Raw genomic sequence first — 1,033 nt, 5'->3', positions numbered from 1 at the left:
GCCCAGGCCGGGCTGCGGGGCCCGGGTGCGGGGCCGCGCCAGCCGCAGCACTGCCGGCCGCTCGGCGAGTGGTCACGAATGCAGGAAAGTTCCGAACCTCACCTGGGGAAACGTGAGCGGGTGTGACCTCTCGGCGCGGTAGGCGCGCGGGTGCGCGTTCGCCGGAACGGGCCGAACGGACGACGACGAGGTGTCCACCGCCTCGGCCGCGCGGTCCGCTCCCCACGCTCCTCGAGCGGCTTCGGGCGCCGTTCAGGCCCGGACCAGTCCGTCTATCTCCTCAGGGGTCCACGGCGGACTGTCGTGGAAATCTCGGTAGGCCAGGATCTGCGCCTCCGGGGCGGGGAATCTCCCGATGAACCCGCCCGACCCGGCGAACACCCCGCCGGTGATCCCGGCAGCCAGATCGGAGACGAGATAGGTGTAGAGCGGCGCCACGTACTCCGGCCCGGCCGGGTCCAGTGCACCGGCCACACTGAGCTCGTCGAGCATCCCCCTGCGGCCCAGCTCGCGGATCTGGTCCTCGTAGTCCTCCCCGCTCGACAGCCTGGTCCGGGCGCCCGGGCACACCACGTTCGCCCGCACCCCGTGCTCGGCGAGCTCGGCCGCGATCGCCATGGTCAGCGAGGTGACCGCGCCCTTGCCGGCCGGGTAGCCCGTACCTCCGTAGTCGCCTTTCCAGGCGAACGACGACGTGGTGACGATCGCGCCCGAGCCGGTGGAGACGAAGTGCGGTGCGAACACGCGACACGCCGCGAAGGTCGTCCCGAGGTGGGCGTCCATGAGCGCACCGAACTCCGCGTGACTCACGGTGAGGATCGAGGACCCCGCGGGCTCGGGAACCCCTGCGCACGTGATCAGGCCGGAGACCGTCGACCCCCCGCGGATCGCCTCCTCGAGCAGCGACTCCGCCACCGTGGGCTCGTGTGCCGACCCGGCGACCCCGGAGATCCGGCCGTCGGACCGTGCGGCGAGCTCGGCGACCCGGTGCCACAGCGCCGCCTCGTCGCGCCCGTTGAGCACCACGTCGGCG

General features: G+C 72.7%; 1 protein-coding gene. It reads right to left on the bottom strand.

What is annotated here, in order from left to right; translation table 11 throughout:
- Nucleotides 1-252: 252 nt before the first annotated feature.
- A partial coding sequence (locus G6021_RS14185) for an SDR family oxidoreductase (protein WP_241736577.1) occupies nt 253-1,033 on the bottom strand: 781 nt, incomplete at its 5' end.

Origin of the sequence: Dietzia sp. CW19 (assembly GCF_014145265.1) — a bacterium.
GTDB lineage: Bacteria > Actinomycetota > Actinomycetes > Mycobacteriales > Mycobacteriaceae > Dietzia > Dietzia natronolimnaea.
This window is presented reverse-complemented; position numbering and strand designations above follow the sequence as displayed.